This window comes from Streptomyces sp. NPDC051104 (assembly GCF_040682835.1).
In the GTDB taxonomy this organism is placed as follows: Bacteria; Actinomycetota; Actinomycetes; order Streptomycetales; family Streptomycetaceae; genus Streptomyces; species Streptomyces cynarae.
In genome coordinates this window covers 131,680-147,503 of sequence record NZ_JBFBBS010000007.1, presented here as the reverse complement: position 1 = coordinate 147,503, position 15,824 = coordinate 131,680, and the positions used below count along the sequence as shown (strand labels likewise).

General features: G+C 70.3%; 23 protein-coding genes, 1 tRNA gene and 1 pseudogene. 12 read left to right on the top strand and 13 right to left on the bottom strand.

The genetic code is table 11. The features are described 5' to 3' along the window. Complete coding sequence (locus AB0N14_RS13420) at positions 1-879, top strand: endolysin (protein WP_366025780.1); 879 nt, start codon at positions 1-3, stop codon at positions 877-879. A gap of 26 nt (positions 880-905) precedes the next feature. Here the strand turns inward: AB0N14_RS13420 and AB0N14_RS13415 are convergent, their stop codons facing one another. Beyond that, entirely contained in the window at positions 906-1,505 is a 600-nt protein-coding gene (locus AB0N14_RS13415; RefSeq protein WP_366025779.1) for an HNH endonuclease, read from the bottom strand. A gap of 63 nt (positions 1,506-1,568) precedes the next feature. Between AB0N14_RS13415 and AB0N14_RS13410 the strand changes: the two genes are divergently transcribed. From AB0N14_RS13410 to AB0N14_RS13385, 6 genes are all read left to right on the top strand, one after another. Further along, positions 1,569-1,931, top strand: coding sequence for a hypothetical protein (locus AB0N14_RS13410; RefSeq protein WP_366025778.1), 363 nt, complete (start codon positions 1,569-1,571; stop codon positions 1,929-1,931). An 11-nt stretch (positions 1,932-1,942) separates the two neighbouring features. Continuing rightward, a complete protein-coding gene (locus AB0N14_RS13405; RefSeq protein WP_366025777.1) occupies positions 1,943-2,209 on the top strand; it encodes a hypothetical protein in 267 nt (88 codons plus the stop codon). Beyond that, the gene (locus AB0N14_RS13400) at positions 2,206-2,922 is read left to right on the top strand and encodes a collagen-like protein (protein WP_366025776.1); all 717 of its coding nucleotides are present in this window, start codon (positions 2,206-2,208) and stop codon (positions 2,920-2,922) included. Before AB0N14_RS13405 ends, AB0N14_RS13400 begins: the two co-directional genes overlap by 4 nt. A gap of 7 nt (positions 2,923-2,929) precedes the next feature. After that, positions 2,930-3,106, top strand: coding sequence for a hypothetical protein (locus AB0N14_RS13395; protein WP_366025775.1), 177 nt, complete (start codon positions 2,930-2,932; stop codon positions 3,104-3,106). Positions 3,107-3,414: 308 nt separating this feature from the next. Continuing rightward, positions 3,415-3,801: a hypothetical protein gene (locus tag AB0N14_RS13390; protein WP_366025774.1), complete on the top strand. Its 387-nt coding sequence runs from the start codon at positions 3,415-3,417 to the stop codon at positions 3,799-3,801. A gap of 2 nt (positions 3,802-3,803) precedes the next feature. Next, on the top strand, positions 3,804-4,820 hold the full coding sequence (locus AB0N14_RS13385) for a hypothetical protein (protein ID WP_366025773.1): 1,017 nt from the start codon (positions 3,804-3,806) through the stop codon (positions 4,818-4,820). Between the two features lie 149 nt (positions 4,821-4,969). Here the strand turns inward: AB0N14_RS13385 and AB0N14_RS13380 are convergent, their stop codons facing one another. Next, the gene (locus AB0N14_RS13380) at positions 4,970-5,317 is read right to left on the bottom strand and encodes a DUF6233 domain-containing protein (protein WP_366025772.1); all 348 of its coding nucleotides are present in this window, start codon (positions 5,315-5,317) and stop codon (positions 4,970-4,972) included. Between the two features lie 43 nt (positions 5,318-5,360). Here AB0N14_RS13380 and AB0N14_RS13375 point away from each other — a divergent pair. Beyond that, positions 5,361-5,438, top strand: a tRNA-Met gene (locus AB0N14_RS13375). Between the two features lie 99 nt (positions 5,439-5,537). Here AB0N14_RS13375 and AB0N14_RS13370 read toward each other — a convergent pair. Then, positions 5,538-5,744, bottom strand: coding sequence for a hypothetical protein (locus tag AB0N14_RS13370; protein WP_366025771.1), 207 nt, complete (start codon positions 5,742-5,744; stop codon positions 5,538-5,540). A 93-nt stretch (positions 5,745-5,837) separates the two neighbouring features. Here AB0N14_RS13370 and AB0N14_RS13365 point away from each other — a divergent pair, with 93 nt between their 5' ends. Then, positions 5,838-6,395, top strand: a complete 558-nt coding sequence (locus AB0N14_RS13365; protein ID WP_366025770.1) for a hypothetical protein — start codon at positions 5,838-5,840, stop codon at positions 6,393-6,395. Between the two features lie 37 nt (positions 6,396-6,432). Here the strand turns inward: AB0N14_RS13365 and AB0N14_RS13360 are convergent, their stop codons facing one another. Continuing rightward, a complete protein-coding gene (locus AB0N14_RS13360; protein ID WP_366025769.1) occupies positions 6,433-6,612 on the bottom strand; it encodes a hypothetical protein in 180 nt (59 codons plus the stop codon). Between the two features lie 34 nt (positions 6,613-6,646). Further along, the gene (locus tag AB0N14_RS13355; protein WP_366025768.1) at positions 6,647-6,883 is read right to left on the bottom strand and encodes a GntR family transcriptional regulator; all 237 of its coding nucleotides are present in this window, start codon (positions 6,881-6,883) and stop codon (positions 6,647-6,649) included. Positions 6,884-7,016: 133 nt separating this feature from the next. On the opposite strand from AB0N14_RS13355, the gene AB0N14_RS13350 reads away from it, so the two are divergent. Then, positions 7,017-7,253 carry a hypothetical protein gene (locus AB0N14_RS13350; protein ID WP_366025767.1) on the top strand — a complete coding sequence of 79 codons (237 nt, stop codon included), beginning with the start codon at positions 7,017-7,019 and terminating at the stop codon, positions 7,251-7,253. A 128-nt stretch (positions 7,254-7,381) separates the two neighbouring features. On the opposite strand, the gene AB0N14_RS13345 is transcribed toward AB0N14_RS13350, so the two are convergent. Further along, positions 7,382-7,621 carry a helix-turn-helix transcriptional regulator gene (locus AB0N14_RS13345; protein WP_366025766.1) on the bottom strand — a complete coding sequence of 80 codons (240 nt, stop codon included), beginning with the start codon at positions 7,619-7,621 and terminating at the stop codon, positions 7,382-7,384. A gap of 244 nt (positions 7,622-7,865) precedes the next feature. On the opposite strand from AB0N14_RS13345, the gene AB0N14_RS13340 reads away from it, so the two are divergent. Continuing rightward, complete coding sequence (locus AB0N14_RS13340) at positions 7,866-8,207, top strand: acyl-CoA dehydrogenase family protein (RefSeq protein WP_366025765.1); 342 nt, start codon at positions 7,866-7,868, stop codon at positions 8,205-8,207. Between the two features lie 17 nt (positions 8,208-8,224). On the opposite strand, the gene AB0N14_RS13335 is transcribed toward AB0N14_RS13340, so the two are convergent. From AB0N14_RS13335 to AB0N14_RS13325, 3 genes and pseudogenes are all read right to left on the bottom strand, one after another. Continuing rightward, entirely contained in the window at positions 8,225-8,764 is a 540-nt protein-coding gene (locus tag AB0N14_RS13335) for a cupin domain-containing protein (RefSeq protein ID WP_366025763.1), read from the bottom strand. 7 nt (positions 8,765-8,771) lie between these two features. Beyond that, the gene (locus AB0N14_RS13330) at positions 8,772-9,974 is read right to left on the bottom strand and encodes a cytochrome P450 (protein ID WP_366025941.1); all 1,203 of its coding nucleotides are present in this window, start codon (positions 9,972-9,974) and stop codon (positions 8,772-8,774) included. Between the two features lie 46 nt (positions 9,975-10,020). Further along, a pseudogene (locus AB0N14_RS13325) lies at positions 10,021-11,094 on the bottom strand (type III polyketide synthase); the annotation flags it as partial. A gap of 189 nt (positions 11,095-11,283) precedes the next feature. On the opposite strand from AB0N14_RS13325, the gene AB0N14_RS13320 reads away from it, so the two are divergent. After that, on the top strand, positions 11,284-11,949 hold the full coding sequence (locus AB0N14_RS13320) for a transcriptional regulator (protein ID WP_366025762.1): 666 nt from the start codon (positions 11,284-11,286) through the stop codon (positions 11,947-11,949). Positions 11,950-11,970: 21 nt separating this feature from the next. Here AB0N14_RS13320 and AB0N14_RS13315 read toward each other — a convergent pair whose 3' ends face one another. The 4 genes from AB0N14_RS13315 to AB0N14_RS13300 form a co-directional block, all read right to left on the bottom strand. Further along, positions 11,971-12,201: a DUF6213 family protein gene (locus AB0N14_RS13315; protein WP_366025761.1), complete on the bottom strand. Its 231-nt coding sequence runs from the start codon at positions 12,199-12,201 to the stop codon at positions 11,971-11,973. A gap of 25 nt (positions 12,202-12,226) precedes the next feature. Further along, complete coding sequence (locus tag AB0N14_RS13310) at positions 12,227-13,612, bottom strand: NADP-dependent succinic semialdehyde dehydrogenase (RefSeq protein WP_366025760.1); 1,386 nt, start codon at positions 13,610-13,612, stop codon at positions 12,227-12,229. Positions 13,613-13,691: 79 nt separating this feature from the next. After that, complete coding sequence (locus tag AB0N14_RS13305; protein ID WP_366025759.1) at positions 13,692-14,177, bottom strand: NUDIX domain-containing protein; 486 nt, start codon at positions 14,175-14,177, stop codon at positions 13,692-13,694. Continuing rightward, the gene (locus tag AB0N14_RS13300; RefSeq protein WP_366025758.1) at positions 14,174-15,721 is read right to left on the bottom strand and encodes an ATP-dependent DNA ligase; all 1,548 of its coding nucleotides are present in this window, start codon (positions 15,719-15,721) and stop codon (positions 14,174-14,176) included. The genes AB0N14_RS13305 and AB0N14_RS13300 overlap by 4 nt, the downstream gene beginning before the upstream one ends. Between the last annotated feature and the right edge of the window lie 103 nt (positions 15,722-15,824).

The window sequence follows — 15,824 nt, the reverse complement described above, 5'->3', positions numbered from 1 at the left end:
ATGGTCGACCTCTGGATGCCGGGAGCCGCCCGGCACCCCGTCGGGAACACCGGCGCGATGAACGGCGGCCCCGCGCGGGCCGTCTGGCACATCACCTCCAACGACCGCGACTGGACGTTCAAGAACGAACTCGGCTGGTTCACCGGCGGCGGCGCCAACGTCGCCCCGCACCTCCTCTGGGACCCGTTCACCGGCCAGATCGCGCAGATGTTCCCGGCCGACAGCCGTAGCCTCTCCCTGCAGAACGCGGGCGACGTCAAGACCAACCGCACTGGCCGCTACTGCATCCAGATCGAGATCGTCTTCACTGCGGGCGAGACCGTCAGCGGCAAGAAGTACGCCACGGTCCGCGACACGCCCTGCAAGAACCTCGACCAGATCATGACGTGGCTGCGCAGCCTCGGCATCGCCGACACCTGGCCCGGCGGCGCCCCGACCGGCTTCGCTCGCGACACCGTCAGCATGGACGTCTGGCTGGGCCGCGGCGGGCACTACGGCCACAACCAGATCCCCGGCAACTCGCACGTCGACCCCGGCCCCATGCCGAACCTGTTCGCATTCGGCCCGACGCCGCCGAAGCCGGTCACCAAGCCCACGGTCAGCCTCGCGCACGTCGTGTACGCCGCGAAGCACGACCCGGCGGCGGCGCAGGGCCACGCCAGCTACAAGGCCGAGGTGCTCCTCGTCGAGAAGGCGCTGCAGGCCGAGGGCCTCCTCGCGTCCCAGTGGGTCGACGGCTCATTCGGCACCAGGACGCTCGGGGCCTACTCCAGCTGGCAACGCAAGTGCGGGTATTCCGGCTCCGGAGCCGACGGCGTTCCCGGGAAAGTCTCACTGGAACGGCTTGGCTTGAAGCACGGTTTCACGGTCACGGACTGATAGCCGTGGTTCAGGGGGCGGATGTTCTAACTCCACCGCGTCCGGTGGCACTCCCGGCAGTATCGGCCGCCATTGCTGGTGTTGTAGCCAGTGTTCTCAGGGGTGTACTCATGCCCCTCCGGGCAGTGGGTGACACGGTGCCGCATGGGCGATGCCTCTCCCGCCCTGAAGCGCTCGACTCGCCTACGGGAGCGAAGCCGCTCGCACTCTCGGCAGTATCGACCGCCGTCCGAACCAATGCGAACGTTTCGACCATCGTAGGGGTGACCAGACGGGCAGTGAGTCTTCCTGGACCCGGCGTGACTCACGCGCCCCGTCGAGGTGTTGGCCTGGCTTGTCTTCGCCACCATGTGGTTCGGGTTCACGCATGCGCGGTGAGGGCATGTGTTGCCGCCTGCACAGTTGCTCGGGTGGTGACACTCGTGGTCTATCACGTGGCCATCGGGCACCGGACCAACGAGGACGGTGTACGCAACTATGTGCGCGTGCCGAGATTTTCCCTCCCAACTGATCTTGCCGTAGCCGATGCTTTTGGCCGCAGTCCAAGACCAGCAGCCATCGTTCGAGACTCTCGTCTTGGACCAGAAACGGTCGGGCAAACGTGGATCGCCGAAGGTGATTCCCATGTGGCAATCCTATCGAGTCGCCTCGGTTACAGCGGCTCTGAATGACAAAGAATCGAGACTCCCATGCGTATCTTCGGCCGGGAACCGGCTCTCATCATCGCCGTCATGAGCGCGGGCCTGTCGCTGCTCGTCACGTTCAACTTCGGCCTGTCCGCCGAGCAGGCCGGCGCGATCGTCGCCGTCATCAGCGCCGTGTTCGCCGCCGCGACCGCGGTCGTCACCCGCCCGATCGCGCCCAGCGCGTTCACCGGCCTCGTCGCCGCCGTTGCCGCCCTGCTCGCCGCCTACGGGCTGAGCCTGTCCGCGGAAAAGATCGGCGCCCTCAACGCCGTCGTCCTCACCGTGCTCGCCCTCGTGACCCGCGGCCAGGTGTCCCCGGCCAGCCCCGCCGCGCCGGCCACAGCCGAACCGCCGCGGAGCATCTGACAGGAGCCACCTTGGACGCCACCACCATCGGCGCGATCCTCGCGTTCGCTGGGGTCCTGTCCGGCAGCGTGGTGGCGTACCTCGGGAAGCGGGGAGAGACCGCAACCACCCGCTGGAACTCAGAGTTCGACCAGATCCAGGAAGAACGCGACGGTCTGCGCAAGGAGCTCGCCGAACGCGACAGCCGGATCACCGCCCTCCTGGAGCGGCGGGTGGAGGATCAGGAGGCGATCGCCCGCCTCCGCGTCAAAGTCATCGAATTGGGAGGCGATCCGTGACCCGTGCAGAACGGGCCCTCGCCGGAAGCTGGCGGTGGATCGCCATCCTGTGCTGGATGCTGGCCCTGTCCGGCGCGGCCGTCATCATCTGGGGCCGCATCGACGCCGAAAGCCGCCGAGCCGACCAGTACGCCGCCGAGGCAGACCTCCGCGGGAATGCCGTATCGACGCTCGCCAGCGACGTCCGGGCACTGCGGGAGCAGGTGAAAGCGAAGGGCGGAACGCCTGTCGCGCCCGACCCGGCGAAGGCGGTGCCCAGTCTCTCCGCGCGCGCAGAGGTGCCGGTGCCGATCCCCGGCCCGGCGGGGCCGCCCGGACCGAGGGGCGACACCGGATCACCCGGCCCGTCCGGATCCCCAGGCCCATCGGGGTCGCCGGGCGCGTCCGGCAGCACCGGCCAGCCCGGCGCGACCGGTTCACCCGGCCAACCCGGAGCCGCAGGCCCGACCGGACCCGCCGGCCCGCCGGGCCCCCAGGGCGATCCCGGGCCGGCAGGACCCGAGGGTCCGCAGGGTGACCGCGGACCGGCCGGACCCCCGCCGTCGGGCTGGACGTTCCAGTACGGCGGCGTCACCTACGAGTGCACCCCGGATGCGGACGGCTCCACCCACTACACGTGCCGCGACACCAACGGCGGCGGGGACAGCGGCAGCGGCGGTGTACCCGTCCCCCTCGCCGCCGGACTCGACCCCAACCGCCGCCAATACCCGTAGGAGCACCATGCCCGAACCCATCCCGCGCACGCCGCGCCGTGACGACACGGCGGCGGACGCGCGCAGTCTCGAGCAGCTCGGCCGCCTCGACCCGCAGCCCATCCCCGCGCCGAGCATCAACCCGTTCCTCGAGCCGGTGTATCCGGGACTGCCCGACGGGTACGCCACCGACGAGACCGCGTGACTGCGCTCGCGCAACGTAAGTTGAAGATCCCCGCCCGAACTTCAAGGTTCGGACCGTACAGTTGAACTTGCGGCATCCGGGTGCGAGACCCGGCGCTCACGCTTCGCGCTGCTTGAGAGGTGGCGCCGTCTACCGGCCGGAGACGGATGACCCCTGTGCCGCTCGACTTCAGCCCCGCTCTCCTTCGGGAGGGCGGGGCGCTTCGTCGCGTCCGGGAGTCGCTGAACGCCCGTGAAGGGGAGCCCCGTTCGGCAGTAGCACTCTCGATAACATGCCATATCGCGGGCGAAAAAACGGTACAATTAGCCATGGCTGACGACCTGACACTCGGAGAGATCCGCCGCGAACTTCTGCGCCTCACGGCCATGGCTGGCAGCGCTGAGCGCCCCAAGCCGACCCGCATCAACGGACCCGACCACTCCATGCCCGGCCACGAGTGGGACCTGCGCGAGCAGCCCCACCCCTATGGGAGTCGTGAGTACGTGTGGGTTGTCCGTGCGATAGATGAGCAGGACACGGCGGATGGCATGGTCCACGTGTCCACCCCGGAATCCATGTTTCCCGGCGAGGACTTCGTGCCGATGTACGTCTCCGACGCCAGGCGGCTCGCCATGGCGCTCCTCGCCGCAGCAGACCGCGCGGAGCACCTGGCGCACGGGGTCACTCGCCTTGAGGATCGACGGAAGGCGGTCTGAGCGTGACCGACCTCGTCCCCCGCCAGCCGGACGCCACCCCCGCCGCCTACGACGCTGCGACGCTCGCCGTCCTGCACGCGATGGAAGAGGCAGCCGAGAAGCACCTCGACGCCATCCGCCCCCACAACACAAAGCGCAGCTACGCCAACGACTGGAAGCTGTGGGAAGAGTTCCACGACTGGCTCGCCGAACGGACGGGCCAGCCGCTCCCATTGGCCGCCGTTACGAAGGGCACGTTCGTCGGCTTCGTCGTCTGGCTCGACACCATCAAAGCGGCCGCGCCCAATAGCATCGACCGGCGCATCACCGGCGTCACCGTCACCCTGCGCGGCCGCGGCATCGAAGTCCCCAAAGCCGTGACCGTCGCCGCCCGGCAAGCCCTCAAGCCGCTGAAAGCCGACCCCGAGCGCATGGCGCGCGGCCGCGGACCGGCGGCCGCCGCCACCCCCGACCAGCTCCGCAAGATGAGCGCGGCAGCGGCCGCCGGACTCACCGGCCTCCGCGACCGCGCGCTGTGGCTCATGGCCTTCGGCATCGCCGGACGTTCCGCCGAGGTCGCCGCCCTCACCGTCGACGGCATCACCCTCGTCAGCCAGGGACTCGACGTGCACGTCCCAGCGGTGAAAGGGCGGCCGCCCCGCAACGTCGTCGTCGCCTACGGCACGAACCCCGACACCTGCCCCGTCCGGGCCTGGTCGACCTGGCGCGCGGCCGCGGGCATCACCGGGGGCCCCGCCTTCCTGCCCATCGACGTTTGGGGCAACCTCGGCGGCCGCGCGCTCTCCCCGGAAGCCGTCCGCGAGATCATCGCCCGCAACGCCGAACGCGCCGGGCTCGCCGTCCGCCTCACCGGCCACTCGATGCGGGCCGGATTCATCACCACCAGCCGCCGGGCCGGGAAGCGCGAAGAAAAGATCCGCGCCCAGTCCGGCCACGCCGCCAACAGCCCCGCCTTCTGGGGCTACATCCGCGAAGCCGACAAATGGACCGACGCCGCATCCGAGGACATCGGCCTCTGAACAAGCGAACGCCCCCGCAGCTTCGGCTGCGGGGGCGTTGTGCTGTCCGGGGTTCAGCCCCAGGCGGTGTCGTAGCCCCATGTGGTGTCGTCGCTCATGGCCCCTCCTCCCGTGCGCCCAGACACGGTACGCGGAAGACGGCCGCCCTGTCAGCCCTCCCGTAGTCCGGTCTCGGGCCGGCAGATGCCGCACATCTCGACGGTCATCGTGTCGTCGTCGAGCGCGAGGAGCACGTCCTCCCGCGACAGGTAGCCCATCTCCGACTTCCACATGGTGCAGCCGCCGCGGTGGAGGGTGCTGGTGCGGTCGCCTGCCGCGCGGCTGGGCTGCAGTTTCCACTGCTGCTCGCGCCACGCCCGTTCCCGCTGCCGCCGCTCGCGCTCGACCTCGGCTTCCAGGGTTGCGATGCGGGCCCGGGTCTGGCGCAGCTGCCAGTCCAGCCACTCCTCCAGCGTGCGCAGCTTGTCGAGGCGCTCCTCCGGCGACAGATCGTTCACGTGTTCGATCCTATGCGTGGCCGAGGTGTCTGCCATCCTGGGGGCTGCGGGTAGCTCAACGGGTACAGAGCGGCCGGGGTCATGCCCGGCATGGACGCCGGTTCGACTCCGACCCCGCGTTGTCAGTGGCGCCCCGTAGGCTTGGTTCGTCATATCAGCAGCAGCTGGCACTGTGCTGATGCCCCGCCCGGAACAGCACCCGGTGCGGGGCTTGCTGCTGTCAGCCCTCCGCGGGCTCCGGGTGCCGCACGGCCTTCTTGAGCGCCATCTCCACCTCATACCGGTCGTGCCCGCCCTCGGCGGCGAACACGCTCACGGCGTCCTGTGCGGCGCCCGCGGTGGCGGTGGTCAATCGTCCGGCCTGGATCTCCTCCCAGGCGCGGGACTCCAGAGCCAGCAGGTCTTCGGGGAAGTCGAAGGCGGTCACGGGCGAAGTCTATGCACCCCCCTCATTGACATTTCTATGAGGGGGGCGCATAGTTGTCTTGTCGGCAAGACACAACCACGAAGGGGCGGGACCATGCGCTACGACATCGACACCATCAACGTCGGCGACCACTACGTCGACCAGACCGGCGGAGACTGGATCGTCGTCGACGTCGACCGCAACGCCAACTCCGCCAAGGTGCTCGACTTCGAAACCCTCACCACCCGCGACGGCGACGGACCGCAGGGCCTGGACTGGTGCACCCTCGAAAACGCCGCCCTCCAGTACGACGCCATCCCCGCCCCCATCATCCCCGAGCAGTCCGAGGCCGCCCTCGCCGCCTGGCGCGAGGCCAACGCCCAGTCGCTGGAGCAGTGGAACGCCCTCACCCCGCTGGAGCAGTTCAAGGTTGGAGGCAACCTGGAGTGGCAGAGCGAGATCCAGGCCCTGTACGACGACTACCAGGCCGCCGACGCCGCACTGAAGGCCGCACAGGAGAAAGTCGTTGCGGCCAGCCGGGAGCGCGCTCAACTCATCCAGTCGATGGTTCGGCGCGCTGGCGACAACCAGTCCAAGGCCGCTCGCATCCTCGGTATCAACCAGTCGCAGATCAGTCGCGCACTCGCCAGCCTCACGGTTGCCGAAGACTGACAGCCTCGATGAAGCCCCGCCACCGTGCGGGGCTTCGTCATGCCGCGGTGGTCATCTCCCCGCGCACGGCCTCCACCCACTCATCCCGCAGCTCCTCGTAGCGCGCCCGCGTCGGGCCCCACAGCCAGCCACCCGTCGCCTTGAGCAGGGCATGAATGTCCGCCTGCACCACGGCAGCAGACCGCACCGAACCCTGCGGCGGGGGAGAGGAGGACATGACGATCAGCGTAGTGGCGGGGTCGGACAGCGGCCTATGGCTTTGGCTCGACGAAGCTCCCGAGCCCGACCTCCGTCCGCACCAGCCCCTCGCGCTTCAAGTAGCCCAGCACCTTCTGCGCCGTGGACGCCGCGACGTCGAACTCGGTGGAGATCTCCACGACGGACGGCACCCGCGATCCGGCCGGGTACGTCCCGTCCTCGATGCGTGCCACGATGACGGCCGCGATCTGCCGCCAAATCGGCCGCGTCCGGTCAAGATCAACGCTCACAGATCGACCGTAGGTAACTGCGGTACACCGCGCGACCGCAGTACAGTGCGGTACACCGCAGTAGACCTGCGCACATAAAGACCCCCGCGGCCTGGCAGGGCCCGGGGGCGTGGCCGACGAGCGGAGCGTCGACGTGGACGAGCCTACGAACAACCCGGCCGACGGTGGAAGCAGCCCGCGCCGACCTGTCGTCGCGGCCGTACAGCTGGCACCCGCTCAGGAGGCCTACAGCGCCTACGCCACCCACTTCACCGGCTGCGGCGCCTGCCGCGACCTCGACCGCACCTGCGAGACGGGCACAGAGCTGTGGCGAGCCTGGCGCCGCGAGAGCGACGCAGCCGGCCGCCTACTGAGGGGCGAAACGGCCTGAGCGTTGGCCCAAGCGTTACCGCAGGTCACTGCAATGCATGGGATGTGTGGGGCCTGTGCAGATAAACATGGTCCGACCATTCCGTTACCGCCGGTACGGGCTGTTGACTACACGCCAGTCGACAGTGCTCACCGGAGGAGGTCAGTCACGTGCACCCGCAGAGCATGAGCAATCAGCAGCAGGTCGGAGAACTGCGGATCCCGCACCGCGTTCTCGTAGCGCTGGATCGACCGCCGCTCCATGCCGGCGAGATGGGCCAGCTCCTCCTGCGATAGCTCCGCCTGTCGCCGGAGATCGGCGATGCGGTGACCGAGGCTGACACGACGTTGTAAGACCCAGTCGGGTCGGGGACTGCGGCGGGCTGGCACGCGTCAGACGTTCGGGCGTCTGTGATCTTGTGTCAGTACCCAAATGGTCGCCTCATGAAAAAGTCACAGCCTCGCGACGGACCGCCCAACTCCCGCCGTAGAACAGGCGGAAGCCCCCGACCCGACACAGCAACTCCACAGCGTGTAGCCCTGCAGTGGACTGGCATATGCCGCAGGGCTGCGTGTAGTGTCCAGGAATCGAACGTGTGTTCACTCGAAGGGGTGAATCAAGGCATCGACCTGCATGCACCAGGCAATACGGAGGGTCGAACCCCCAAAGACGTGCCGGCCCCACGATGTGGCGCCCCCCATTGTGGTGGCCGGCGCGAGCGCCCCCCAGCTCACAGGCTGGGGGGCGCGCTCGTTTTCTGGGAGACGGTTTGGGAGACGATCTATCCCACGGAACCCGGCGGAATACCCAACCAACCCGGAGCAACGCGGCCCGATTACCGGGCTACGCAGGTCAAACGCCACCCGCGCGCAGGTGACATACCGCGACGCGGCCATCTACACGATCTTCGAGGGTACGAGCGAGATCCAGCGGCTGGTGATCGCCCGGACGCTTTCCGGCATGCCCATTCGCTGAGGGCCCTCCCACAGACGCTAACGGTGCTTGAGCGGCGTGATCTGCTCGATGTCGTACCGCCTCCGCAGCGCCTCGATCGCCTCGTGGTCCGGCGGGCCCCCGTCGGCGAGGATCTCCAGGAGTTCCTCGAAGTAGCGTTCGTGGTCCGGGGGCGGGGACGCCTGGAAGAACATCTTCGCCGGGGTCTCCGTCGGGTTGGCGAAGGCGTGGGGGCAGCCGGGGGGCACGACGATGACCGTGCCCGGGGTGGCGCGCAGCACCCGGCGGCCCGAGCTCGACTCCCACTTCTGCCAGTTGTCGGGGGTCCGTACGCGTGGCTCGAAGGCGAGCACGTCCAGCTCGCCCTCGAGCACGTAGAACAGCTCCTCGCTGCGCGTGTGCACATGGGCGCCGACGTCGAAGCCCGGAGGCACGATCACCTCGAACGTGGACGCCATGCGCGAGTGCGAGCCGGTCACCTTGAACGTCACGTGCTGGGCCGGTGTCTGGACCACGCGTCCGTGACCCGGCGGCACGAACAGGCCCTCGGTGGCCAATGGTCTGTCAGTCGTCGTCATGAGCCGCTCACCACGTCACGGGAAGGGCATCGGACCCGCGGGTCAGCGCGCCCTCGCGGAACGGGACCTCATCGGGCGGCACCGCGAGCCGGAGCCCCGGTACCCGGTCCAGGAGGGCGTCCAGCAGCATCTCGGACGCCAGCCTGGCCGGCATGGCGCCCGGGCAGCGGTGCGGGCCGGAGCCGAACGCCACATGGGGGTTCGGGTAGCGCGCGAAGTCGATCGTCTCCGGGTCCGGGAACACACCCGGGTCGCGGTTCGCCGCCGCGTACGACACATACACCGCCTCACCCGCCCGGATCCGTGCGCCCCCGACCTCCACGTCCTGCGTCGCTACCCTGGGCGGGCCCACGGCGTCGCGGTGCGGGATGTACCGCAGCAGTTCGTCGACGGCCTGCGGGCGGATCGCGGGCTCGGCCCGCAGACGTTCGGTCAGGTCCGGACGGGTCAGCAGGAGGTGGAACATCCGGCCGGTGTGGCCGGTGACCGCCTCCGCGCCGATCTGCAGCAGCACCGCTAGGCCGGCCGCCTCGTCGAGTGCCGCCTCACCCAGGCCCACGGCGGCCCCGAGCAGCGAGACGACGTCCTCGCCGGTGCCGCCCTCACGGGCGCCGATCAGGCCGGTGAAGTACGCGCTCATCTCGTCCCTGGCCCGCTCACCGGCCTTCGTGCCGTGCGCGGGGGAGAGGATGAGCCGGGTCCAGGTGCGCATGTCGCGCCGGTCGGCGGCCGGGATCCCCATCAGCTCGCAGATCACGGCGCCGGGGAAGGGGCCGAGGACCGCCGCGATGAGGTCGGCGGGAGGCCCGTCCTGGAGCAGTTCGTCGACCAGTTCGTCGAGCATGCGCCGCGCCGTCTCGCGCACCCGTTCGACGCCGCGCGCCGTGAAGGCCGCGGCGACCGAGCGGCGCGGCCGGGCAGGGTCGGACGGGTTCGGGAAGGCGACCGCGTCCCGCTGCGGGACGACGTGCGGGACGAGCCGGGCCGGTCGACCGTCCATGACCGGCTCGTGGCCGAAGCGGGGGTCGTTCGTGACCGCGCGCACATCGTCGTAGCGGGTCACGAGCCAGGCCCAGCCCTCGCCGTCGGGCCGCTCGACCCGGCTGACCGGGCCTTCGCGCATCAGCTCGGCCAGGTCCGGGTCGAAGTCCGGGCCGGGCGGGTGGAGGGCGGGCCAGGGGCGGACCGGCGGCAGGACCCCGCCGCCCATCCCCTCGGCCGCGGCGCGCCGCCTGTCGTCCGTGTCGGTGGTCATCTCATTTCTTCCCGTTCCCGGAGATGTGCCAGCGGCCCAGCGACATCTCCGCCGTGATGCCCGGTCCGAAACCGGCCAGCAGCCCGCGCGCCGCGTGTTCGGCGCCGCCCGACTCGAACAGCCGACGCAGCGCGTCCAGGACGACGGCGCTCGCGATGTTGCCGTACTCGGTGAGCGTGGCCCGGCTGAACCGGAACGCCTCCGCCGGCACGTGCAGGAACTTGCTCAGGTCGTCCAGGATGCGCGGGCCGCCCGCGTGGACGATGTAGAAGTCCAGCTCGGAGGCGTCCCAGCCATGCTGCCTGGCCAGTCCGTCGAGCGCCGGGGCGAGCGGTTCCATCGTGGCGGGCACCCGCTTGTCCAGCAGGAAGTGGAATCCGGTGGCCCGGACGTCGTACGCGATCCACTCCTCGGTCTTCGGGATCAGGTACGAGGCGTTGCGCTCCAGCTTCACGCCGGTGCCGCCCTTGCCGCGCACGACGGCCGCCGCGATGCCGTCGCCGAACAGGCCGTTGGACAGCAGCGAGCCGACGCCCAGGTCGGTGGGCTGGTAGCACAGCGAGCAGAACTCGCAGGCCACGATGAGGGCGTTGGCGTCGGGGTAGGCCGTGCAGAAGTCGTGCGCCCGGTTGATGGCTGCGCCACCGGCGGCGCAGCCCAACTGGGCTATGGGTATCTGCCGGGTGTCGGTGCTGAAGCCCATCGTGTTGATCAGCCACGCGGTCAGCGAGGGCATCATGAACCCGGTGCAGGACACGTAGATGATCACGTCGATGTCGGTGGTGAGCAGTTCGGCGTCGTCCAGCGCCCGCTGCACCACCGCGGGCACGCGGGCCTTCGCCTCGGCCTCGTAGAGGTTGTTGCGCTCCTCGAAGCCCGGGTGCTTCAGGGTCTCCTCGATGGGCTGCACGATGTGCCGGGTCTTGACCCCGGTGTTCGCGATGAGCCGCAGCGCGAGAGGGAGTTGAGGGTGGTCCGGGTGGCGGGAGCGCGCCAGGTCCAGCGTCTCCTCCATCGTGATCACGTGTTCCGGGACAGAAACCGCGGGCTTGCACAGAGTCGCCATGGAGCGCGCCTTCTTTCGCCTTGGCGGAGGATTCTTCGTCCCCCGGCGGAAGGGGGTTCGTCACCCTTACGCGGGTGGTCCACCCACGATCACCCGGCGCAGCGGGGATATCTCGCGGTGCTACTCCGATCCGGTGGTGGACGTACAGTGACGACGTGTGTGCGTAAAGTCGCAGTCGTAGTCGGAGGAGGAGCGTCGATGACACGTACGGCCAGGGAACTGCTGGAGACGGCCACCGAGAGACTCGCCCCCGATCCGCACGCCAACCGGCTGCTTCCGCTGATCGCCCGCGGGGCGGCCCGGCCCGCCACCCTCGCCGCCCTGGCCGCCGAACAGCGGGATGTGATCGCCTCCGACCGCCGCGCCTTCCAGCACCTGGCCGAGCGCTGCGGGGACCAGCCGGCGTGCGCGGACTTCTTCACCGCGCTCACCGAGGCCGAGGCCGTGGCCCAGGACCGTCTGGGCGCGTACGCCGCCGCCTGCCAGGAGGAGACGCCGGCCGGGTACGAGCCGATGGCGGACTGCCAGGGGTATGCCGCCTACGTGGCCTGGCTGGCCCTGAACGGGGAACCGGCCGACGTCGTTCTGGCCCTGAGCGCCAACTTCGCGACATGGGGCGACTACTGCGCCAGGATCGCGCAGGCACTACGCGACTGCTACGGCTTCACCGACGAGGCCTGCGCCTTCTTCGACCTGTTCGCGGAGCCCTCCCCGGACCTGGACCGGAAGGCGAGCGCGGCGATCCAGGAGGCCCTGGACGCGGACCGCCTGAACGAGGAGCGCGCCCACCGCTACGGCCGCCTGCTCCAGAACCACGAGACCAGTTTCTGGCACGCGCTGTGGGAACTGGACGGCAAGGGCTGACCGCAGTGGCCCCCGGCGGCCCTAGGAACCACTGCTGTGCGCGATGCACGCGACGTCGATCCGGTCCGCGAGCTTCGCCAGCTCGATGGCCAACGCGGCCACCGTGTCCTCGTCCAACCCCTGCTCCCCCTCCTCCACAAGCCGCACCCATCGACCGCCCAGCCTGCGCAACAACTTGCTCACATCGGCGGCAGCCACCTGCAAGGTCCCGCGGTCGTCGACGATCAGAGGCAGGGTCACTTCGCGGTTCACAGAGGCGATCGTAACCGTGGAACGCTCATGCCCCGTGCCACACCGTGGTGATGTTGCAGAACTCGCGGATTCCGTGCTCGGCCAGCTCCCGCCCGTAACCGGAGCGCTTGGCCCCGCCGAACGGGAACGCCGGGTGGGACGCCGTCATCCCGTTGACGTACACCCCGCCGGCCTCCAGGTCCTGCACGAAACGGTCCACTTCGGTCCCGTTGCGGGTCCAGACGTTCGAACTCAGTCCGAACGGTGAGTCGTTCGCGATCGCCACCGCCTCGTCGAGGTCAGCGGCCCGGTACAGCGTGGCCACCGGGCCGAACGCCTCCTCGCGGTGGATCCGCATCTCGGGGGTGATGTCGGCGAGGACGGTCGGCGGGTAGTACCAGCCGGGCCGGTCGGGCCGCTCGCCGCCGCACAGCACCGTCGCGCCCGCCTCCACCGCGTCGTCGACGAGTTCCTCCAGGTCGGCCCGGCCCCGCTCGCTGTACAGCGGTCCGACCTCGGTCTCCTCGTCCATCGGGTCGCCGACCTTGAGCGCCTTCATCCCGGCCGTGAACCGCTCGGCGAACGCGTCGAACACGTCCGCGTGCACGATGAACCGCTTGGCGGCGATGCAGGACTGCCCGGTGTTCTGCACCCTGGCCGTCACAGCGACCTGCGCGGCCCGGTCCAGGTCCGCGGACGGCATGACGATGTACGGGTCGCTGCCGCCCAGTTCCAGCACCGTCTTCTTGACCTCGTCCCCGGCGACCGAGGCGACGGACCGGCCCGCCGGCTCGCTGCCGGTGAGCGTGGCCGCCTTGACCCGCGGGTCGCGCAGCACCTTCTCGACCTCTCCGGAGCCGATCAGCAGGGCCTGGAAGCAGCCCTCGGGGAAGCCCGCCCGGCGGAACAGGTCCTCGAGATACAGCGCGGTCTGCGGGACGTTGGAGGCGTGCTTGAGCAGGCCCACGTTGCCCGCCATCAGCGCGGGCGCCGCGAACCGGATCACCTGCCACAGCGGGAAGTTCCACGGCATCACGGCGAGCACCGGGCCGAGCGGCCGGTAGCGCACGATCACCCGGGAGGCGCCCGAGTCCTTCACGTCGACGTCGGCGGGCTCCTCGTCGGCGAGCAGCTCCTCGGCACGCTCGGCGTACCAGCGCATCGCCCTGGCGCACTTCGCGGCCTCGGCGCGGGCCTGCTTGACCGGCTTGCCCATCTCGGTGGTGATCACCCGGGCGATCTCCTGCCGGTGCTCATCGAGCAGGTCGGCCGCCTTGCGCATGAGCAGCGCCCGCTGGGCGAACGTCGTGGTGCGATGGGTGCGGAACGCGGCATCGGCGGCGGCGAGCCTGCGCTCGATCTCCTCCGCGCCCAGGGCGTCGTACGTCTTGAGCGTCTCGCCGGTCGCCGGGTTCACGGTGGCGATGGGCATGGCTGACCTCCTGGAAAGGCTTGCTTCGACCTTCCCGCGCGGCGGTGGCGGCCGCAACGCGGGCGGCGTTGTCCCGGTGTCATCGGACTCCGCCCAGGCTCGAGTGCTCCGCGAGCCGGTCCAGAAACGCCCGCTGCGCGCTCACGATCACTTCCCGGGCCCGGTCGAGGCCGAACCACGCCACCCGGTCCACCTCCGGGAACTCCTCCAGGCGCCCCGACTTCGGCGGCCACTCCATCGTGAAGGTGCCCGGCTCGATCGCCGCCGGGTCGAGGTCCGCCTCGACCGCCCAGGCCGTGACGGTCTTGCCGCCGCTCTGCCGCACCTCGCCGAGCGGGACGGCCTCCCCGTCGGGCGGCGGCAGCCCCAGCTCCTCCCGGAACTCACGGCGGGCCGCGTCCCAGGACGGCTCGTCGGGGTCGTACTCGCCCTTGGGCACGGTCCACGCGCCGGCCTCGCGGCGGGCGAAGAACGGGCCGCCCATATGGGCCAGCAGGACCTCCGGACCGTGGTCGGTGCGCCGGAACAGCAGCAGACCCGCGCTGCGCCTGCTCCGCCCGCTCACGGCGCCACCTCGGGGTGGGCGGCCAGCACCGTCTCCACGGTGTCGGCCTCCTCGGGGCGCTTGTCCTCCCGATAGCGCACCACTCGGGCGAAGCGCAGCGTGACGCCGGCCGGGTAGCGGGTGGAGCGCTGCAGCCCGTCGTAGGCGATCTCGACCACGAGTTCAGGCCGTACCCTCACCACCCAGCCGTTGTCCTCGACGGCCAGTTCCTTCAGCCGCTCGGTCTGCCAGGCGAGCATCGCGTCCGTCATGCCCTTGAACGTCTTGCCGAGCATCGCGAAGGAGCCATCGGGGTTGCGTGCGCCGAGGTGGAGGTTGGACAGCCTGCCGGTGCGGCGGCCGTGGCCCCACTCGGCGGCCAGCACCACCAGGTCGAGGGTGTGCACCGGTTTCACCTTGAGCCAGGACGCGCCGCGCCGGCCCGCGCTGTAGGGGGCGTCCAGCGCCTTGACCACCACGCCCTCGTGTCCGCGCTTCAGCGTCTCGGTGAGGAAGGCCTCCGCGGCGGCGATGTCCCCCGGGTCGCCCGGGTCGTGCACGAGCGTGCGCCGCACCCGCATGGGTTCCGGGACCAGCCGGGCGAGCTCGGCGTGGCGGTCCGTGAACGGCAGGTCCAGCAGGTCCCGGTCGTCCACGGACAGCGCGTCGAAGAAGACAGGGGAGACGGGGACGGACGCGGCGGCCGTCGCCACGTCCACCCGGGAGCCGACACGCCCCGAGGTCTCCTGGAAGGAGCGCGGCCTGCCGTCCTCGTCCAGGGCGATGACCTCGCCGTCCAGGATGAACCGCTCGCCCCGCAACTCGAGGGCGGCCGACGTGATCTCCGGCAACCGGTCGGTGATGTCGTCCAGGGTCCGGGTGTGGATGCGTACCTCGTCGCCGTCCCGGTGGACCTGGACGCGGATGCCGTCGAGCTTCTCCTCGACGGCGCACGCACCCAGCTTCCGGACGGCCTCGGCGACCGAGGACGCGGTCTGCGCCAGCATCGGCAGCACCGGCCGGCCGACCGTGAGCCGGAACGCCTCCAAGGCCGCCGGGCCGTCGGCGAGCAGTGCCCGCGCCACGGTCTGCAGTGACCCGGCGAGCATGACGGCCCGCCGTACGTCCGCCGGGTCGGCGCCCGTCGCCCCGGCCAGTCCCTCCACGGCGTGGGCGTCCAGCGCCCCCTGCCGCACCTCCCCGGTGAGCAGCCCGAACAGGAAGCGTTGCTCCTCGGCGGTGGCCGCCGCCAGCAACGCGCCGACCAGCCTCCTGCGTTCCGCCTGCGAGCCGGTGCCGGTGACCGAGCCGATCCGGGTCAGCCGGGCGTCCACGTCCCGCACGGTGAGCGTGGGCTCCTCGGCCGGCGGTACTCCCTGGTCGAGGAGTTTCCAGCCGATGCCGAGCCGCCCCTGGGGCAGGCGTCCGGCCAGATAGGGGATGACGATCGGCACGTCGTCCGCGTCGGCGGCCCGGAACAGCTCGGCGAGCAGCGCGATCTTCCGCGACCGCGCCGAGGTGGCGGAGACCTCCTGGGACACATGGGCGAGCCGGCTCAGCAGCATGCAGTCATGGTGCACCTAGGGCGGCCTGCCTACACCTTCGTCTCTCCCGGGCGGGGGCGAAGTCGCCCCGATGCTGCGGCATTGACAAACACGTTTGCCGAAA